Source organism: Pirellulales bacterium (assembly GCA_035939775.1).
In the GTDB taxonomy this organism is placed as follows: Bacteria; Planctomycetota; Planctomycetia; order Pirellulales; family DATAWG01; genus DASZFO01.
The window spans coordinates 1-15,587 of sequence record DASZFO010000336.1; the positions used below are offsets into that span (position 1 = coordinate 1).

Below are 15,587 nucleotides of genomic sequence, written 5' to 3' on the forward strand. Positions count from 1 at the left end.
CCGATCCCCAGCGCTCGCGGATTGATTGCGCCGCCGTGGTCGATCGTCTGCGAGAGGCGATAGAGAATGTGCTGATGGCCGTTGCCTTGATCGACGAGGCCGAACAAGTTGCCCACCTGGCTGATCGCGATGAGCACGCCGGCGCCCGCCATGAACCCCAGCACGACCGACTCGGAGATATAGCGTGTCAGGTCGCCGAGCTTGAAGAGCGCGATCGCGATTTGAATCCCGCCGACCATGACGGCCAACAGGAACATCGCCTCGGCGACTTTTGTCGGATCGGGATGCACCGACGAGCTGAGAAACGCCAGCGCGCTGAACACGACCAGCGAAATGGCGTTCGTCGGGCCGTTGATCAGAAACGACGATGAGCCGAAGACCGAACCGACCGCCGTCACCACGATGGCCGCGTAGAGCCCATAGCGCGGCTCGACGCCGGCGATCAGGGCGTAGGCCATCGCTTGCGGGGTGGCGATCGCGGCCACGGTCAGCCCGGCGATCGCGTCATGTCGCACGCCGCTCCAACCGTAGCCGCGGCGCGCGGCGACCCGTTCAGGACGCTCGGGAGTGGATTCCAACGTCAAGGCCATCGCAATCGGCTACTTCGGTTCCCAGCCCGGACGATACTCGCGAGCCCACAGTCGCATCGCATCGTCGTCGTGCAGAATGTGCCCGGTCTGCGGATCGCAGTCAAGAGCGCGGCCGACACGGTAGGCAATATTGCCGAGATGGCAGAGGAGCGACGATTTGTGCCCTTCCTCGATGTCGGCATGCGGACGGCGTCCGGCGCGAACGCTCGCCACAAAGTCGGCCATGTGGACTTGATCGCCAGCGGGGCCGGTCCCCTTGCCGATTTCCTTATTCATTAGGTCGTAAGCGGCGTAACCACCGCTGTTGATCACCATCGTTCCGCGCTCGCCGTGGAACGTGGCCCCGAACGTCTCGCCTTCCATGCCGCGCGGCGACCAGCTCAGTCCCTCCCAAAGAATCGACTTGCCGCCGAAGTCGAATGTGACCGTGTGCGTGTCGGGAGTTTCCTGGTCGTCGTCATAGCGGTATTTGCCGCCGCCGCTCACGACGCGCCGCGGATAATCGACGCCGAGGCCCCAACGGCAAACGTCCAGCGCGTGTACGCCGTTGTTGCCCAGTTCGCCGGTCCCCCAATGCCAGAATCCGTGCCAGTTATAGTGCAGATAATTATCTTTGAACGGGCGCTCGGGAGCGGGGCCTTGCCACAGGCTGTAGTCGAGCCAATCGGGGATCGGCGCGAGCTTCCCTTTGCCGATCGACGGTCGATGGTTGGCATACCAGCCGCGAGAGTACAGCACGCGGCCGATCGCACCGCTGCGAACTTTGTCGATCGCCTCGATGATGCCGGGCCAGCTCCGCCGCTGCGTGCCGACCTGAACGACGCGGTCGTGCTTCCGCGCCGCCGCGATCGCCAGCTCTCCTTCGTGCGGATTTTGGCAGCACGGCTTTTCGACATACACATGTTTGCCGGCCGCGCAGGCGAGAATCGCCGCCGGCGCGTGCCAATGATCTGGGGCGGCGATCACCAGCGCATCGACGGCCGGATCGTCGAGAATCTTGCGAAAATCGCCGACGCCTAGCGGCTTGCGCGGCTGTTTGCCGCCGATGAGGTCCAGGCCGCGCGCGAGCGCGCGGCTATCGACATCGCAGAGATAGGTCACCTCGGCATCCGGAAGCGCGGCGACGGCGGTCGCCAGCGCGCTGCCGCGCCCCAGGCCCATCACGCCGATCGCGAGCTTATCGTTTGCCGACGTCGCTCCCCGGGCCAGCGCACTAGCGGTCGCCGCGCCGACGGCCGCGGCCGCCACCGAAGATTGCAAAAAATCGCGACGACACAGTGCAGCCGCCATGGTGAATCCCCGGTATTTCGTCAATCGTCGGTTCAGTGCCTGGGTGCCACTGCTGGACAAAGCCAGCAGTGGCACCCGCTGAACCTACTAGAATACCGGCACTATAAGCGGCGGCGGCTCGGCTCACAATCGGCTTCGCACCGAAGAATCCGCGGTGTTTGCCGCGAGCCGACGGCGCTTGCCTTCCTCGCGCCGCATAATGAGCCACACGACAAGGAACAGCAACAGATAAACCAGCGTGACGATAATGCTCATCGCCGTCATCCAATACGGCCAGTGGTAGGCCCAGGGCTCGAAAAAGCTTTTAGCCGCTGGGTCTTGTCCATTGCCTCCCATCGCGTGAACGCCAAAGGCCGTCCCGCCGAACGCATAGTAGCCGCACGCCAGGCCCCCCATCGCCACGATCCCGACTCCGAGGCCGCCCCAGGCGAAGCCCCCCAGCGCCAAGCCGCCGAACGCCCCCAACAGCCCCACGGTGACGCCGCCGAGCGTCAACAATCCAAGCGACATCCCGCCAAACGCCACTCCGCCGACAGCCAATCCGCCAAAGGCAAACACCCCGACCGCCATGTTGCCGAACGCGAAGATCCCTTTGGCAACTCGATTCCGGCCCGTCGCCGGGTCGAGGCCGTACGCGACGTGGACCAGCGGCAGCCCGAACAACGTGGCCTTCGAGCGAAACTCTTTGCCGAACGCGCGCTGAATCGCCAACGGCGCGACGCCGGAGATCTTATCCAAGTCGATTCGGACTTCGCTGGCGTTCTGATAGCGCCGCTGCGGTTCGCGCTCGAGCGCTCGGAGCACGACCTCGTCGAGCCGCACGTCGACATGCACGCTCTTCGACGGCGGTTCGAATCGCCCCATCGGAAGATGGCCGGTGAGCAGCTCGTAGAACACCACCCCCAGGGAATAGATGTCGGCCCGATGGTCCACATCGTGCGCCCCTTCCATCTGCTCGGGGGCCATGTAGCGGAGAGTCCCCATCACCTGATTCGTGGCGGTGAGCGCCTGCACCGCTTGCTCCTGCCGAAGTAATTTGGCCAGCCCGAAGTCGGCGATTTTCACTCGGCCGCGCTTGTCGATCAGGATGTTCTCGGGCTTGATGTCGCGATGGACGACTCCCTCGTCGTGGGCGAATTGCAAGGCGTCGCAGATTTGCGGGACGATTGCCAAAGTCTCTTTCGACGAAAGGTGGGATTGGATCGCCTGCCGAAGGTTGACGCCGTCGACGAATTCCATCACCAGGTAGTAAAGCCCATCCACCTGGCCGAAATCGTAGACCGTGACGATGTTCGGATGATTGAGGTGGGCCAGCGCATGGGCTTCGCGCGTGAACCGGTCGGCGAAGGCTGGGTCGCGCCCGACCTCCGGCGGAAGAATCTTGACGGCCACGATGCGATTCAGCCCGCGTTGCCGCGCCTTGTACACCGCCCCCATCCCACCCTTGCCGAGCAGCTCGAGGAAATCGAGCAGCGGAAAGCGGGCCGAAAGCTGCTCGGGCGTCGGCGGCACGAAATCCCCGAACGACGATCGCGGCGGCTCGGTCGGCCGCGTCTTCGGATCGATCCCCGACTGGCTCCCCAACCCCGCCTTGAGCAAGCACTGCGGGCAAAGTCCGGCCGGCGAACCGGCCGGAATCTCGACACCGCAACCTGGGCATTTCAGAATATCGGGCATGAAGGAAGTCCTTGCTTGCGGGCAGCGTCTCTACACATCCGTGCAGGGAGCACCCTCCGCAGCGTTCCGGCTGAGGGAAGTCGTCGCTTTCGGGCAATGTCCCTACACTCTTCTAAAGCAATGCGTGCCCGTTGTGACCACGATTTCGGAGAAAATGGCTCCCTCTCCCTCTGGGAGAGGGCGAGGTGAGGGGAACTGACTTAAGTTGTTACGATCCCAGCGTCGTAAATAGGCTGCGGATTTCGTCGTCCACGTCCGCGGGGTCGGCGACCGTTTGGGCCAGCTCCTCGCGGAGCAGTTCCCGATATCGCCGCCGGAGGCGATGGGCCGTTTGGCGGACGGCCTCTTCCGAGATATCAAGCTCGCCCGCCACTGCGGTATAGTCAATCGCGCCGCGACCCCCTGCGAGCGCCTGCTTGAGCAAGTTGAACTGCCGCGATTTGCCTTCGGCGGCAAGCTCCGTCTTCAAACGCTCGACGACCAGCTCCAGCAGCGTCATCGCCCATTGCCGGTCGTAGAGTTTTTCTGGAGTCAGATCGTGGGCCGGTTCAAGGTTCAGCCGCGATTCGGCCGTGTCGAGCGCGAACGGCAAGAGCTGTCGACCGCCGCCGCGTTTCTGCGTCTTGGCCTTGTCCCACTCGTTGGCCAGAAAGTTCTTCATCGCCGAGAGCAAGAAGCTGCGAAAACGGCCGCGCTCTTGCGACGCGGCGGCCAGCACATTCTTTTCCAAAAGCCGCGCGAAGAATTCCTGCGTCAAATCTTGGGCCTCGCCCACGTCCTTGACGCGGCGCCGCACGTAGGCATAAAGCGGATACCAATACCGCCCACACAACTCAGCCAGCGCCGCTCCCGCCTCCCGACTCGCGCGATTCCCCGCATCGAGCACAAGGCTCCAATGCGTCGTCCGAAATTCGTCGGCGGCAAAGGTTGCAGGAGTTCGTTCGTCGGGTGCGCTCATGGCGTCAATTGTAGTCGCCGCGCAATTGTGTCGCACGCAAAATGTCGAGGGTCTACAGCGGCGCCGGTAGGTCGCGGCGGGAGAAGATCGCGGCCGCGACGATGTAGCAGACCATGCCGATCAGTAGCAGGGGCAGATTGTAGCTCATGGCAATTGTCGTGGCGTCGTATTGCGGATCGACAAATCGTTGCGGCTCATAAGCCGTAAGAAACGAGCCATAGAGCAGCCCCGGATAGCCGTCGGCCATCCGGCCGACGACTTTCAGCACGAGCGACACGACGTAGAACCCGGCGGCCAATCCAATCGTTCGCCCCCGATAGCGGTCGGCCGACGAGAGCAAGGTGGTGAACCCCGCCAGAAAGAACGCGTAGGCAAAAAGATTGAGCGCGCAGTAGCCATACGGCATTGCCGGCACGTCGTGCAACTTGGGGATCAGCGCCAGGCCGGTGCATGTGCCCAGCCAGCAGGCCGCTGCCATCAGGGCCGCCCCGACCGTGGCGATCACGGCGTTGCTCGCCAGCACCTCGACGCGGCGGACTGGCTGGGCCAGCACCATCTCGAGCGTGCCTCGATTCAGCGGCCCGCTCACCGCATCCGATCCGCGGGCGATGGCCCAGAATGCCATGCCGAACGCCACGAGCGGATGGTCGTAGCCGATGGCGATCCGCCCCGAATACGTGGCCATGCTGTCGACCGAGACGGGCAAAAGCCGCTTCCAATAGTCGGGCATGTTTCGCAGAAAATGCTCGAAAAGTTGCAGATCGAGTTGGCTGGTGACCCAAACGAAGAGCACCTGAAACCCGAACATCAATACCAGAAAGCAGGGGAGCGCCACCCGCACTTCGCCCAATGCTTTTTTCCACAAGGCGCGATTCATGACGCGGACACCGCATGATAACGGTCGTAGATGACTTGCAGCCCCACCGGCTCGATATGCACCTCAGCCAGCGGCAGCGTCGCCAGCCAGCCTAAGAGCGGCGCGAGTTCTCCCGGCGTCTCGATCGTGACTTGATTGTGAGGTCCGTGCGCGATCTTGAGTTGCTGAGCTAACTCCGGCGGAGGGACGGGAAACGGGCCGCTGAGCATCGCCCGAATCCGATGCTGCCGCCGCAGCTCGGCCACCACCTGCTCAAAAACCAAGCGTCCCTTTCGCAGCAGAACCACGCGATCGCATGATTGCTCGACCTCGGAAATCACGTGCGACGAGAAGATCACCGTCCGCCCGGCATCGCGAGCTTCAGTGACGAGCGCAATCACCTCCCCGCGCACGGTCACGTCGAGGTTCGAGGTCGGCTCGTCGAGGATCACCAGCGGCGTGTCGGCCGCCAGAGTGCCGGCCAATGCGAGCTTCCGTTTCATGCCGGTCGAAAGTTGCGACACGCGCCGCGATAGATCAAGCTCCAGCCGCTCGGCCAGCTTGAGCGAGCGCTCGTAAGAGCCAAGCCGAGAACCGCCTGCGGAGAGGGGGACAGTCCCCTTTTTCTCCGCCGACCTGCCTTCGGACGGTGGCCGCGAAAAAGGGGACAGTCCCCGGCGGTTCTCGGCTTGGCCATAGGTCGGTTGGCGGCGCACGTCGGCGAAGAACCGCAGCACCTCGCGGCAGTTCATCTCGGGAAACATCTGCATCTCACCGGGCAGATACGCGACGCGGCGACGCACTTCGAGCGATCGGCGATAGCAATCCAGCCCGTCGATCGCGGCCTCGCCGGCGGTGGGCCGCAGATAGCCCAACAGCAGCCGCAAGAGCGTAGTCTTCCCTGAGCCATTGGGACCGAGCAGCCCCAGCACTTCGCCGCGCCGCACCTGCAAATCACACCGATCCAGCGCCGTGACCCGGCCATAGCGTTTGGTGAGCGACGCGGTGCGAACGATCATGGCGGTCGGATGAGATGGAAAGCGACTCTAAGCGACCGCCCGATTTTTACGGATTCATCTCGCGAGACGGCGTATATCGTATTGTTTTAGCCTGATCGGAGTTTGCCAAGGGCAATTGACCAACGCATTATCCGCCGGCGGAGCCAAGCAATTGCTCCAGTCTGCGAGTCAATTCGGGACCGCGGGCGTTGAGCGACACGACATTGCCGCTTTGATCGATCAGGATCGCGGTGGGAACGCTGGTCACACCGTAATACACCGCCAGCGGGCTGTCCCAGCCGGCGCCGGTTTCGTCGTTGCCCATCATCACTGGCCACTTAATCTGTTCCTTGGCCAGAAACTCGCGAAGCGCGTCAGCATCCGTATCGAGGCTCACGCCGACGACTTCAAATCCGCGGTTGTGAAACTTTTCGTAGTTGCGTTTCACGTTGGGCAGCTCGCGGCGGCACGGCCCGCACCATGTGGCCCAGAAATCCACGAGCACGACTTTGCCCGCCAGCGGTGACGCGTCGAGCGGCGCGCCGTCGGGAAGCGAGCCGAAGATCTTCATCCGATGGCCGAGCATTCCGAGCCGGCGGGCGATGCCGGCGAATTTGGCTGCGCCGGCGGCGATCCGCTGATCTTTGCTCGTGCCGAGAATGGCGCTCAAATCGCGATAGGCGCGGATTGCCAGCTTCGCGGTCGCCGGTTGGCGTTCGAGCTGTTGCGCCGCCGCGGCCGCTTGCCGCAGCGCTTGCTCGTCGTCAGGTGCCTGGACCAGATTGGCCTTGGCAGCTTGCCAGAGTTGGGCTGCTTCAGCGGGGCTCACCTTCGAGCCGGTCTCGGCCGATGCAGCCGCTCGCGCCATGAGCGCAAGAATCGCCAGGGCGCTAAAGGCCGCCAGATAACGGAATCCACGTCGAAAACTGAGCCGTTCCATGACACTTCTCCGCGGTAAAGTTGACAGAATCAGACTGCGGGCCCAGTTGCCCAGTCTTCTGCTAAGCGCAACGCCGAGTGAAGTGTTACAGATTTGAGCGGTTAAATGGCCGTTTGAAGCGCCGCTGCGGCTTCGTCGGCGAACGTGCCGCGGATTGAGATGAACTGCTCTTGGCAGTCCAAGAACGCGGCCACAACGTCGGGGTCGAAATGCGTGCCCGACTCGTTGATGATGATTTCGCGGGCGGCTTCGTGCGAGTAAGCCTCTTTGTAAACTCGCTTGGAGGTCAACGCGTCGTAAACGTCGGCCAAGGCCACGATTCTGCCACAAAGTGGAATCTCAATTCCCTTCAGCTTGCGGGGATAGCCGGCGCCGTCGAACCATTCATGGTGCGAGGCCGCGATATTGCGGGCCATTTGCAGGAACTTCGCGCTCGGATACTCGCGCACGGCCGCTTCGAGCGTGTCGGCCCCCAGCCGCGTGTGCGTCTTCATGATCTCAAACTCTTCGGCCGTCAGCCGCCCCGGTTTGAGCAGCACGTGGTCGGGCACTCCCACCTTGCCGATGTCGTGCAGAGGGCTGGTCAGATAGATCAAGTGGATGAAGTTCTCGTCCACCTCGCATTCATGCTTCGGTTGCCGAGCAAGTTGCCGGGCCAAAGCGCGCGAATACGAGCGGACCCGTTCCAAATGCGCGCCGGTGTCTGGATCGCGCGACTCGGCCAGCTTGGCCAGCGCGAAGATCGCCAGATCGCGAGTTTCCAGCGACAAGATGCGCTCGCCCGCTTGCACGCGGGCCAGCAGCTCGGGGGGATGGAACGGCTTCGAGATGTAGTCGTCAGCGCCGGCCGACATCCCTTCCGCAACCTTCTGCGGGCTTTCGTGGCTCGTGAGCAGGATGACGTAAACGTATCCGCGGCTATCAAGGGCGCGAATCCGCTGGCATAGTTCGACCCCAGTCATCTCCGGCATGTCCCAATCCGAGATGACGAGGCGGCAGCCGGTGCGGCGCAGCACGTCGAGCGCTTGGCGCCCGTCGCCGGCCGATTCGACCTCGTGGCCAGCCGAGCGCAGCGCGTCGCCGAGCAGCTCCAGGGCGATGTCGTCGTCGTCAACCGTTAGGATCCGCATGACGACATCAACTCCCGGAAACCGCGGCGGCGGGTTCGTTGCAATCGGTCTGGTCGGACGACACGGTTTCGATCAACGGCGGAATCGCCGCTACAATCGCCTTTAACTCCGCATTCAACCGATCGAGTACTGAATCCGGCGGCAGACACTTTTCGTGAGCTGACCGCTCGATTTGCGCCGCGGCGTGGCGCAGGCGCTCGGCCGACAAGTTGGAAGCTGCTCCTTTGAGCGCATGAGCGGCGCCAGCCAGTCGCTCGCAATCGCCATCCGCGACTGCCGTGACGATTCGCTCACACCATTCGCCGGCGCGGCCGGCGAACTTCGCCAGCACGCGGGCGCACAGATCACGTTTGCCTTGGCAGCGAACGAGCAAACCGGCCAAATCGATCGGTTCCGCTGTCGCATCGAATTCGTTGTTGATCGCCTCGTCGCATGATTCCACACGCGCCGGCTTATCCGGCGCACAGGTCGCTGGCACTCGCTCGCTCGTCGGCCGCGATTCATCGGCGCTCGCCAACAGGGCTTGGATGGTTTCAATCAGCCGGATTGGATCGATCGGCTTGGTCACGTAACCGTCCATTCCCGCTTCGAGACAAAGCTCGCGATCTCCTTTGATGGCATTGGCCGTGAGCGCGACGATCGGCAGCCGTGCGGCACCGTCGCCAAGCTGCCGCTGACGCTCGCGGATCGCCCGCGAGGCCTCGAAGCCGTCCATCTGCGGCATCTGGCAGTCCATCAGCACCAAATCGTAATGGCCGCGGGCGACAGCTTCCGTCGCGGCCAGACCGTTATCGACCACATCGCAGACAAAGCCGGCTTGAGCCAGAATCTCGGAGGCGACGAGTTGGTTGACCTCGTTGTCCTCCGCCAGCAGAATTCGCCGCGAGCCGGCGGGAATGGAGTCGAGGTTCGAAGTGGATCGGGCGAGTCCCGAATCAACGTCGCGAAAACCGCGCGGATTGGCTGCCGCCGCGATGATCGCGTCGAAGAGCCGCGATTGCCGCGCGGGCTTGGTCAAATGGGCTGCCAAGCCGCATTCGTTCATTCGCTCGGCCGCGATCGACTCGCCGATTGAGGTGAGCATGATCAGCAGCACGTCGGCGATCGCCGGGCGGCCCTTGATCGCCGCGGCCAATTGCAGCCCGTCCATCTCAGGCATCTGCATATCGAGAATCGCGAGTCGGAAGGGCATGCCGGCCGTGGCCGCCTCTTCGAGCTTGCGAAGCGCCTCGGGGCCATTCTTCGACGTGGCGTAATCGAACTTCCAGGCGGCCAGTTGGGCTTCGAGGATTTCCAGATTGGTGGCATTGTCGTCCACGGCTAGCACGCGCAACCCCGTCAGCTCTACGGGGAGTTTGGTCATGCGATCGGCGGCCGGCTGTTTTTCCAAGCGGATCGTGAAGAAGAAGGTCGAGCCGCGGCCCGGCTCGCTCTCGACACCGATCGCGCCCCCTTGCAGTTCCACAAGCTGCTTGCAGACGGCCAAGCCCAGCCCGGTGCCGCCATAACGCCGCGTCGTCGAGGCGTCGACTTGCGAGAACGTCTTGAACAGCCGGTTCATCCGATCCGGCGGAATACCGATCCCCGTGTCGCTCACTTCGATCCGCACGACGGCGTCGCCGGGCGTCTCGGCCTCGAGCGACACGCGAATCACGACCTCGCCGCGCTCGGTGAATTTGATCGCGTTGTTCGTCAGGTTGACCAGCACCTGCCGCAGCCGGTCGGGATCGCCGCGAACAGCGGCGGGAACATCGTGCCGAACGTGGCAGGCCAATTCGAGCCGCTTATCCTCGGCCCGTTGGGCGAACATCTCCGACATGTCTTCGACCAACTGGTGAAGATCGAAATCGGTGTGGTCCAATTCCAGTTTGCCCGCCTCGATTTTCGAGAAATCGAGAATGTCGTTGATCAGGCTCAAGAGCGAATCGGCCGAGCTGCGTGCGATGCGGGCATAGCGCTGCTGCCGCGCGTCGAGGCTGGTCCCCGACAGCAATTCGAGCATTCCGATCACGCCGTTGAGAGGCGTGCGAATCTCGTGGCTCATATTGGCCAAGAACTCGCTCTTGGCGCGGCTGGCCAACTCGGCGGCCTCTTTTTGCCGCTCCAGTTCTTCCGCTTCCTTGCGCTTGTTAATGTCTTCGACCGTGCCCTCATAATAGAGCAGCTCACCCGACTCGTCGCGCACGGCTCGGGCGCATTCCGAAATCCAAATGATCGAGCGATCGCGGCGATAGATTTCCGATTCGAATCCCTCGACCGTGCCGCGCTCGGCCATGATGTCGATGAATTCCTGGCGGCGGTTCGGATCGACATAAAGCTGCCGGCTAATGTCGCAGATGCCCGACATCAAATCGGGAACAGAATCGAAGCCGTAAATCCGCGCCAACGCCGGATTCACGCTGAGATACTGCCCGCCGGGGGAAGTTTGAAAGATTCCTTCGACGGCGTTTTCGAAAATGCTGCGGTACTTGATCTCGGTCAGCCGGGCGGCTTCCACGGCCCGCGATTGGGCTTCGATCTGATCGCGGAGGATCGCCACCTGCTCGCTGAGCAAGCGGCAGCGCTGGATCAGCCGCAAATCGGCTGCATGCGCATCGCTGGCGAGCGGACCGCTCGGCGGGGAATTGAAATCGAGTGGCTCGGACGGATCGGTCATCGCGGCTCTCTTGCTGCGGCGCGCGGGACGGTCCCGCTCGCCTCGGGTGCGAGCAATCAAATCACAATGGAGCGCGACCTTGGAACGGCGCTCATCGCGCCGTTTTCCGCCCGAAAGGTCTGATGGAGCGGCAACTTCGCAATCCGGCGCGGTTTGCGCGGGCTGCGAAACGTGCCCCAGGCCGCAGGTTCCAAGTGCGAACCTTCAGCCAGAACTACCATAGCTTATCATTCCGTCGCGGTTAGCAGAAATCGGCGGCGCCCAATTTCGAAATCATGGGTGCCAGAAAACCCGCGGTCCGACAGCTTGGACCTCAATCGAGAAACGGCGGTATTTGCTTCCGTTCAAGGGAGGATTTCGACGGCGATGTCGGGAAATCCAGCCAAGCGGGCATCATTGGTGAGAAAACGGTCGCAACTGCCGACGATTGCCACCGCCAGGTGCAGCGAGTCGGTGACTCGATAGTTGTGATCGGCTCGAATTCGAGCTGCCCTGTCGCAGACGGCGGACGAGATCGCCAGAACGGCGGTCGTGCTCAAGAACTTCGAATAATCTGCCTGCAAGACGATGTCATTGTTGCGAAACGGCTGAACGAGGCATTCCAAGCGAGTAAGATCACTCGTCGCAAGGCGGTCGCCGGCGGCATTGGCGGCGGCGAGACGAGTGACCGCACGGGCCTAAAATGCCGGGGCTCCTTCAATCGTGTAGATCACGATGACCCAATCCAGGTAGATCAGCATTACCCGCCCATGTTGCCGTGGATTGTATTCTTGCGGATCTCGAGCGCCCGTTCCTCATAGCCATGATCGCTTCGGTCAACTTCCATGACAGTCCCGACGAAACCACGTTTCTGTTGATCGGCTAGAACCTCTTGAAGTATCTGCCACCAGTTGTCGCCCTTGGCGGCGCGGGCGCTGACGCTCATTTCTTCTGCACGACCACCTTGACTCGTTGGTGCTGTCCCAGCGGCAACAGTCGGTCGAGTATAAGCATTCCGCTCTCGTAAACCGCTTCGACTTCGATAGACATGGTAACGCCTCAAGAGTTTTAGCCGTCCGCACCCTGATTATACTTGCTAGCACGTCAGCCGGTCGATTCATCTTGCCGATTTTTCCGGCACAACGGTACTATGTGGCCCCGTTTGGTCTTTCACCGCCTCATTGCTATCGGCCATGACCCGTCGATTCACCCACTGCGCTCGGATCGCAATTCCGCTGTTCGTCGCCCTCGTTTTTGCGCAACGCGCGCGCGCCGATGAAGCGGACGACCAATACGCCGTCGCGGCGGGGCATTATGCGGCGCAGCGCTGGGAGTTGGCCGTCGAGGAGTTTCGGTCGCTAATAAAAGATCATCCGGAGCACCCAAAGAGCGTGAAGTCGCTCTTTTTTCTCGGTGAAGCGCTCGTGCAGCTCGGCAAGTACGAGGAGGCGGCCGCGGAGTTCAATCGGTTTCTTGCTCGCGATCCCCAGAGCACCTACGTCCCGCAATCGCTATTCCGCGCGGGCGAATCCGCGTTCATGGCTGGCCAGCGCGAGGCGGCCCGGCGGTCGCTCGATGACTTCCGCGATAAGTATCCCGACGACAAGCTAAACGCCTACGTGCTGATGTACCTTGGCGAAATCGCGCTGGCCGACAAGGACGCGAAGCGAGCGGAATCGCTGCTGGGCGAGGCGCTGGAGCGTTTCCCAACGGCCGCGCCGCGCGACGAAATCCGCTTCGGCCTGGCCCGGGCCGCGGAACTGAAAGGAGACCAATCTGCGGCCGAAAAAATGTACGGCGAGTTGGTGGCCGGTCACGACGGGGGCTTTGCCGAGCAGGCCAGATCGCGGCTGGCGATGATGCAGCTCGCCCGAGCGTCGTCTCTGATCGCGGCCGACAAGTTTACCCCGGCCGCCAAAGCGCTCGAGGCCTACCTCAAATCGCAACCGAGCGGAGAGTTCGCCGACCGGGCGCTGGCTCAGTTGGCTGTTTGCTATGCTCGCACGAAGCGGCTCGAAGATGCCCGCGATGCCTTCGCGCGCTTCAGTGCAAAGCAGTCGCGACCGCCGCGCGACAAAGGGCCGAGCGAATTATCGCTCGCCACGACGCAACAATTGGCCGAGGCGGCGCTGGCGGCCGGCGATTCACACTGGGCCGGCGAGTTGTTCGCCGCGCTCGCGGCCGACGGAGTTCCGCCCGAATTTGCGGTGCAAGGATTGAGCGGGCTGGGCTGGTGCCAGCTTCAAGCCGGAGAAAACGACAAGGCGGCCGCCACATTCGATCGGCTCTTGGATCAGTTCCCGGATGGTCCGTCCGCCGCCGAAGCAGCCTGGGCCCGCGGCCAAGTACTCGAGCGGCTGAAACGGTTCGACGCCGCGCTCGATTCGTATCGGTTGATCGTCGAGAAGCACGCCTCGAGCAAGCGATTCGAAGATGCCGCACTGGCCGCCGCGCGGCTGCATAGCCAGCTTCATCAGGACGCTCAAGCGATCGAGTTGTATCAGCGATTCATCCGCGAGCGTGCCGATTCGGCGCAAATCGACGCCGCGCGCTACGGTTTAGCGTGGTCGCTGCGCGATTCCGGAAAGCGCTCGGAAGCCGACGAGCAATTCCAGAAGCTGCATGACAATTTCCGCCCGAGCCGGTTCTGGAACGACGCGACGTTCCGGCTGGCCGAAAGCGCCCTGGCGGCGAAGCAATCGGACCGCGCCGAGCGCTTGCTCGACGAGTTGACGGCCGCCAAGCCTCCTGCCGACATTCGACAGCACGCGCTCTATCTCCAAGGGCAATCCGCCGCCGCCGATCAGAAATGGGACCGCGTCGCCGCGATCATGGGGCAGTTGGCGCGCGACTTCCCCGATTCCTCGTTGCGGCTGCCGGCCGAGTATTGGATCGCCGAGGCGGCCTATCGGCGGGGTCAGTTCGACGAGGCCGGCAAGCGGTTCGCCGCGTTGAGCGACCAAATCGCGGGCCGCAAGGACAATTGGCTGGCGATGGTCCCGCTGCGGCGAGCGCAGGTGCTGGCCCAGCAAAAGCAATGGGCCGACGCCCAAGCGATCGCCGTGCGGATCGAAATCGACTACCCCGATTTCAGCGAGCAATACGAGGCCGATTATCTGCTGGGCCGGGCGCTGGCGGCGCAGGCCGATTTCGACGGGGCACGCAAACGCTATCAGCGAGTGGTCCGCTCGGCCGGCGGCGGCAAGACCGAAACCGCCGCGATGGCCCAATGGATGATCGGCGAATCGTATTTCCATCAAGAAAACTACGAGGCCGCGCTGCGGGAGTATTTGCGAGTCGAGATTCTCTATCCCTATCCGCGGTGGCAAGCGGCGGCCCTTTTGCAGGCCGGCAAATGCCAGGAATCGCTTGACCGTTGGAAAGATGCCGCCGAATTGTACGCCCGACTCATTAAAGTCTATTCCAATACCGAGTTTACTGATGAGGCGACGCGCCGCCTGCATGAAGTGGAGTCTCGGACGGCCACCGCCGCGCGAAAACAAGCCAATTAAGTCGAAGCGGAATCCTCGCGTCTATGTAATCGACAAACTCGACCCAATCGTCTTCTCATCACGCAAGGATGCACGCATGAGAATGTCGTTGAATGTTTCCACCGTGCGCAGCCTGCTCGCCGGGTTCAGCCTGGTGATGCTAGCGGCCATCGCTTGCCTGCTGCTCGCGCGGTCCGCTCCGGCGGAATCGACGGCTAAACCGGCCAACGATGGAGCGGCTGTTCAAGCCTCGCCGTCGGACGACGCGGCCAGCGCCGCCTCCGCCAAAGCTCCGGACGAGGCCGCGATCCCGACCAAGAGCCTGCTCGGCATCTTGCGCGAAGGGGGCCTGGTGATGCTCCCGCTCGGCGCATGCTCCTTTATCCTGTTGGTGTTCGTCTTCGAGCGGTCGATCAGCCTGCGCCGTGGGCGAGTCGTCCCGCGACCGTTCGTGAAGCGATTCCTCCACCAGCTTGGAGACAATCAACTCGATCGCGAGCAAGCGGTGTTGGTGTGCGAAGAGAACGGCAGCCCGATCGCGCGCGTTTTCGGAGCGGCGGTCAAGAAGTGGGGCCGCCCGGCGGTCGAAATCGAGCAAGCGATCATCGACTCGGGCGAGCGCGTGGTCCACGAGTTGCGGAGCTATCTTCGCGTGTTCAACGGGATCGCCACGGTCGCCCCGATGCTGGGCCTGCTCGGCACCGTCTGCGGAATGATCCGGGCCTTCAACGACATCGCCAGTTCCGATGCCATGGGCCGACCGGAGCTATTAGCCAAGGGGATTAGCGAGGCACTGTTGTGTACTGCGATGGGGTTGATGGTCGCCGTGCCGGCACAAGTTTTGTACTGGTGGTTTGTGAGCGTGGTGGATCGGCTCACCGTGCGCATTGATTCACTCGGCCAAGACGTGCTGAGCACGATCTCCGCCGAAGCAATAAACGAGGCGAATCAATCCAAACCGGCCCGCGCGAGGAAGCCGGCCGCGTGAGCGCGGGCCGCCGCGCTCCCCTGGCGGGTCGCGG

General features: G+C 62.8%; 13 protein-coding genes and 1 pseudogene. 2 read left to right on the forward strand and 12 right to left on the reverse strand.

Going from position 1 to position 15,587, the window contains the following annotated elements:
* The 12 genes and pseudogenes from VGY55_21375 to VGY55_21430 all read right to left on the reverse strand — a co-directional run.
* On the reverse strand, positions 1 to 590 hold a 590-nt coding region (locus tag VGY55_21375), incomplete at its 3' end, for a SulP family inorganic anion transporter (GenBank protein ID HEV2972534.1).
* A 9-nt stretch (positions 591 to 599) separates the two neighbouring features.
* Entirely contained in the window at positions 600 to 1,880 is a 1,281-nt protein-coding gene (locus VGY55_21380) for a Gfo/Idh/MocA family oxidoreductase (protein HEV2972535.1), read from the reverse strand.
* A 123-nt stretch (positions 1,881 to 2,003) separates the two neighbouring features.
* Positions 2,004 to 3,557 carry a protein kinase gene (locus VGY55_21385; protein ID HEV2972536.1) on the reverse strand — a complete coding sequence of 518 codons (1,554 nt, stop codon included), beginning with the start codon at positions 3,555 to 3,557 and terminating at the stop codon, positions 2,004 to 2,006.
* Positions 3,558 to 3,765: 208 nt separating this feature from the next.
* Entirely contained in the window at positions 3,766 to 4,515 is a 750-nt protein-coding gene (locus VGY55_21390) for a sigma factor (protein ID HEV2972537.1), read from the reverse strand.
* A gap of 52 nt (positions 4,516 to 4,567) precedes the next feature.
* Positions 4,568 to 5,392 (reverse strand): ABC transporter permease subunit, encoded by an 825-nt coding sequence (locus VGY55_21395; GenBank protein HEV2972538.1) that lies wholly within the window; start codon positions 5,390 to 5,392, stop codon positions 4,568 to 4,570.
* The gene (locus tag VGY55_21400; protein HEV2972539.1) at positions 5,389 to 6,390 is read right to left on the reverse strand and encodes an ABC transporter ATP-binding protein; all 1,002 of its coding nucleotides are present in this window, start codon (positions 6,388 to 6,390) and stop codon (positions 5,389 to 5,391) included. The genes VGY55_21395 and VGY55_21400 overlap by 4 nt, the downstream gene beginning before the upstream one ends.
* 127 nt (positions 6,391 to 6,517) lie before the next feature.
* Positions 6,518 to 7,309 (reverse strand): TlpA disulfide reductase family protein, encoded by a 792-nt coding sequence (locus VGY55_21405; GenBank protein HEV2972540.1) that lies wholly within the window; start codon positions 7,307 to 7,309, stop codon positions 6,518 to 6,520.
* Positions 7,310 to 7,410: 101 nt separating this feature from the next.
* Positions 7,411 to 8,439: an HD domain-containing phosphohydrolase gene (locus VGY55_21410; GenBank protein ID HEV2972541.1), complete on the reverse strand. Its 1,029-nt coding sequence runs from the start codon at positions 8,437 to 8,439 to the stop codon at positions 7,411 to 7,413.
* A gap of 7 nt (positions 8,440 to 8,446) precedes the next feature.
* On the reverse strand, positions 8,447 to 11,095 hold the full coding sequence (locus tag VGY55_21415) for a response regulator (protein ID HEV2972542.1): 2,649 nt from the start codon (positions 11,093 to 11,095) through the stop codon (positions 8,447 to 8,449).
* A 344-nt stretch (positions 11,096 to 11,439) separates the two neighbouring features.
* A pseudogene (locus tag VGY55_21420) lies at positions 11,440 to 11,736 on the reverse strand (PIN domain-containing protein).
* Positions 11,737 to 11,834: 98 nt separating this feature from the next.
* Positions 11,835 to 12,020, reverse strand: a complete 186-nt coding sequence (locus tag VGY55_21425) for a hypothetical protein (GenBank protein ID HEV2972543.1) — start codon at positions 12,018 to 12,020, stop codon at positions 11,835 to 11,837.
* Positions 12,017 to 12,124, reverse strand: coding sequence for an antitoxin AF2212-like protein (locus VGY55_21430; GenBank protein ID HEV2972544.1), 108 nt, complete (start codon positions 12,122 to 12,124; stop codon positions 12,017 to 12,019). Before VGY55_21430 ends, VGY55_21425 begins: the two co-directional genes overlap by 4 nt.
* 143 nt (positions 12,125 to 12,267) lie before the next feature.
* Here VGY55_21430 and VGY55_21435 point away from each other — a divergent pair, with 143 nt between their 5' ends.
* Positions 12,268 to 14,586, forward strand: coding sequence for a tetratricopeptide repeat protein (locus VGY55_21435; protein ID HEV2972545.1), 2,319 nt, complete (start codon positions 12,268 to 12,270; stop codon positions 14,584 to 14,586).
* A gap of 76 nt (positions 14,587 to 14,662) precedes the next feature.
* Complete coding sequence (locus VGY55_21440; GenBank protein ID HEV2972546.1) at positions 14,663 to 15,553, forward strand: MotA/TolQ/ExbB proton channel family protein; 891 nt, start codon at positions 14,663 to 14,665, stop codon at positions 15,551 to 15,553.
* The last annotated feature ends 34 nt before the right edge of the window (positions 15,554 to 15,587 follow it).

Coding starts and splice junctions, on each gene's coding strand:
- VGY55_21440 (HEV2972546.1), top strand. CDS start 14,663: ATGAGAATGTCGTTGAATGTTTCCACCGTGCGCAGCCTGCTCGCCGGG.
- VGY55_21385 (HEV2972536.1), bottom strand. CDS start 3,557: ATGCCCGATATTCTGAAATGCCCAGGTTGCGGTGTCGAGATTCCGGCC.
- VGY55_21415 (HEV2972542.1), bottom strand. CDS start 11,095: ATGACCGATCCGTCCGAGCCACTCGATTTCAATTCCCCGCCGAGCGGT.
- VGY55_21400 (HEV2972539.1), bottom strand. CDS start 6,390: ATGATCGTTCGCACCGCGTCGCTCACCAAACGCTATGGCCGGGTCACG.
- VGY55_21395 (HEV2972538.1), bottom strand. CDS start 5,392: ATGAATCGCGCCTTGTGGAAAAAAGCATTGGGCGAAGTGCGGGTGGCG.
- VGY55_21405 (HEV2972540.1), bottom strand. CDS start 7,309: ATGGAACGGCTCAGTTTTCGACGTGGATTCCGTTATCTGGCGGCCTTT.
- VGY55_21435 (HEV2972545.1), top strand. CDS start 12,268: ATGACCCGTCGATTCACCCACTGCGCTCGGATCGCAATTCCGCTGTTC.
- VGY55_21410 (HEV2972541.1), bottom strand. CDS start 8,439: ATGCGGATCCTAACGGTTGACGACGACGACATCGCCCTGGAGCTGCTC.
- VGY55_21390 (HEV2972537.1), bottom strand. CDS start 4,515: ATGAGCGCACCCGACGAACGAACTCCTGCAACCTTTGCCGCCGACGAA.
- VGY55_21380 (HEV2972535.1), bottom strand. CDS start 1,880: ATGGCGGCTGCACTGTGTCGTCGCGATTTTTTGCAATCTTCGGTGGCG.
- VGY55_21425 (HEV2972543.1), bottom strand. CDS start 12,020: ATGAGCGTCAGCGCCCGCGCCGCCAAGGGCGACAACTGGTGGCAGATA.
- VGY55_21430 (HEV2972544.1), bottom strand. CDS start 12,124: ATGTCTATCGAAGTCGAAGCGGTTTACGAGAGCGGAATGCTTATACTC.